General features: G+C 58.3%; 2 protein-coding genes and 1 pseudogene. 2 read left to right on the top strand and 1 reads right to left on the bottom strand.

Annotated elements, in window-relative coordinates:
- Positions 1-566: 566 nt before the first annotated feature.
- On the top strand, positions 567-785 hold the full coding sequence (locus tag ACVWZJ_RS14090) for a hypothetical protein (RefSeq protein ID WP_011433653.1): 219 nt from the start codon (positions 567-569) through the stop codon (positions 783-785).
- Between the two features lie 130 nt (positions 786-915).
- On the top strand, positions 916-2,349 hold the full coding sequence (gene argH / locus ACVWZJ_RS14085; protein ID WP_011433654.1) for an argininosuccinate lyase: 1,434 nt from the start codon (positions 916-918) through the stop codon (positions 2,347-2,349).
- A 45-nt stretch (positions 2,350-2,394) separates the two neighbouring features.
- Here argH and ACVWZJ_RS14080 read toward each other — a convergent pair.
- Positions 2,395-2,519: pseudogene (locus tag ACVWZJ_RS14080) on the bottom strand (RNA-guided endonuclease TnpB family protein); the annotation flags it as partial.

Raw genomic sequence — 2,519 nt, 5'->3', positions numbered from 1 at the left:
TTTCTCGTTTTGACAAATTGGCCAGGAACTTCTTGAGTTTTCTCTATCTCGTCAGTGCTCTCTTTTGGCTCAAATGAAAGATCAACACAACCTAGCTAAAAAAGTTCAAACTCAGGGTTAATGACAGCAGGCCGCAACGCTCACAATAGCTCAAGCAAGCTACTCAACGCTACTGGGCTGGGCAGCAACGGTGGGTTGGTTGACGTGGTTTTGCCGGACTACTAGGCTAGTTGGTTAGTTCTGGCATGCGTTCTGCATGGGCTAAAGCCTGCTCCAGCTTTAGTCTGTGTGGCTCTCTCAGAGAGCAAGGAGCGGCTACCTGCAGCTTGCGGGGAAGTCACGCCTGTGGAGATCCCTCTGGCGGGGCAGTGGGGGTGATCTCTGCTGCCAGCCATAGTTCGTTAAGGCAGGAAGAAAGCAGAAGCGCGGCAGACGCTGAGCACTCCGCGCCGCCGGTGCGAGTGGAAGTGTTTGTTGGCGTTTCGTAGGTCTTTCAGAGCGGTACGCTCTAGCTGGTGGAGCTACCAGGTTGGCTGCACTGTGTTATCTACACCTGAGGTACAACCATGAACTTCTCTCCTTCTGGGTCTGAAACCGCTTCGGTTTACTTGCCGGCCCCCACGGCTTTCCAGACGGAAATGATTGTCGGGCAGGTGTTCCGACAGGATGTGCTGGGCGATATCCGCAAGGGTTGGAATGGCTTTGTGGAATCGGGCCAAATTTGGGCGCTTTTGATAGGGATCGTGGCGGGCTACATGCTCAAGAGCATCACCAGCTCCCACTAGGGCCTTGTCACCATTGCTCTAGCTGGATCCAGTTGGCCTGAGCCGGCGGGGTTTTGGCCGTCGGTATTTGGTTTTTGTGCTTTTTCTTCTGCAGCGGGGTCTTTCTTCCCATTCTTCCGGTTCCCAGCCGATGTCTGAGCCGACGGTAACTTCCACCCCTCGCCCCTGGAGCCAACGCTTCGAGGGATCCCTGCATCCTGCCATCGCCCGCTTCAACGCCAGCATCGGCTTCGACATCCGCCTGCTGCCCTACGATGTGGCCGGATCCCTGGCTCATGTGCAGATGTTGGCCGCTTGTGGCATCCTGACCCAGCAAGAGGCCGACCAGATCCGGTGGGGATTGGAGCAGATCCAACAGGAAGCGGCTGCCGGCACCTTCCGGCCCGATCCAGAGGCAGAGGATGTCCACTACGCCGTCGAGCGTCGTTTGGTGGCTTTGGTGGGGGAAGTGGGAAAAAAACTGCATACCGGGCGCTCCCGCAATGACCAAGTGGCCACCGATCTGCGTCTCTATCTGCGAGATCAGATCGATCACCTTCGTCAAGCCCTCTGGGAGCTGCGCGGAGTTTTGTTGGACTTGGCTGAGCGGCATCTGGAGACAATCCTGCCCGGCTACACCCATCTGCAACGGGCTCAGCCGATTAGCTTGGCCCACCACCTCTTGGCCTATGAAGAAATGTTCTGGCGAGACTGGCAACGGCTGGGGCGGGTGCGGGAAGAGGTGAATGTCTGCCCCCTCGGATCCGGGGCTTTGGCCGGCACTTCTCTGCCCATCGATCGGCAGCTCACCGCCCATCTGCTGGGATTTGAGCGGATCAGCGCCAACAGCTTGGATGCCGTCAGCGACCGGGACTACCTGGTGGAGTTCCACGCTGCCGCCAGCTTGATTTTGGTGCATCTCAGCCGCCTCTCGGAAGAGGTGATCCTCTGGGCTTCCCAGGAGTTCGGCTTTGTCACCCTCACCGATGCCTGTGCCACCGGCTCCAGCCTCATGCCCCAGAAGAAAAATCCCGATGTGCCGGAGTTGGTGCGCGGCAAGGCGGGGCGGGTGTTTGGCCATCTCCAGGCTTTGTTGGTCACCTTGAAGGGGCTGCCGCTGGCCTACAACAAAGATCTCCAAGAAGACAAAGAGGGACTATTCGACACGGTCGATACCCTGAAAGCCTGCCTAGAGGCGATGACCCTTCTGCTGCGGGAAGGGATCCAATTTCAACCTGAGCGCATGGCGGCTGCTGTGCAGGAAGATTTCTCCAACGCCACCGATGTGGCCGACTACTTGGTGCGCAAAGGGATCCCCTTTCGCACAGCCCATGATTTGGTGGGGCAGATTGTGCGCATTTGTTTGGCAGAGGGGATCCTGCTGCGGGATCTGCCCTTGGAGCGCTGGAAAACCTTCCACCCGGCCTTTGAGGCGGACATTTTGACGGCCATTGAGCCCCGCCAGGTGGTGGCCACGCGGCTCAGCGCCGGGGGAACGGGCTTTGCTGTGGTGCGAGAAGCCCTGCAACGGGCCCAGGCCCGCCACCAGCAGCCAGAGCCATCGGAAGAAACTCCACAAACTTAAAGTAAACTACCCGACCCTGACTGCTTCGCAGTACAGGGGGGGCTTTCAGTAGCCCTGCAGTTGGCAAGCCAACCACGAACCTCTAGGCTGGTTTACGACAGCCCCCAAGAGCGCAATCACATTCGCACCATTCAAATCCGCATCCCCTTCCCATCCACAGTGCCCACACT

The sequence above is a fragment of the Thermostichus sp. OS-CIW-29 genome, assembly GCF_054058195.1.
This window is presented reverse-complemented; position numbering and strand designations above follow the sequence as displayed.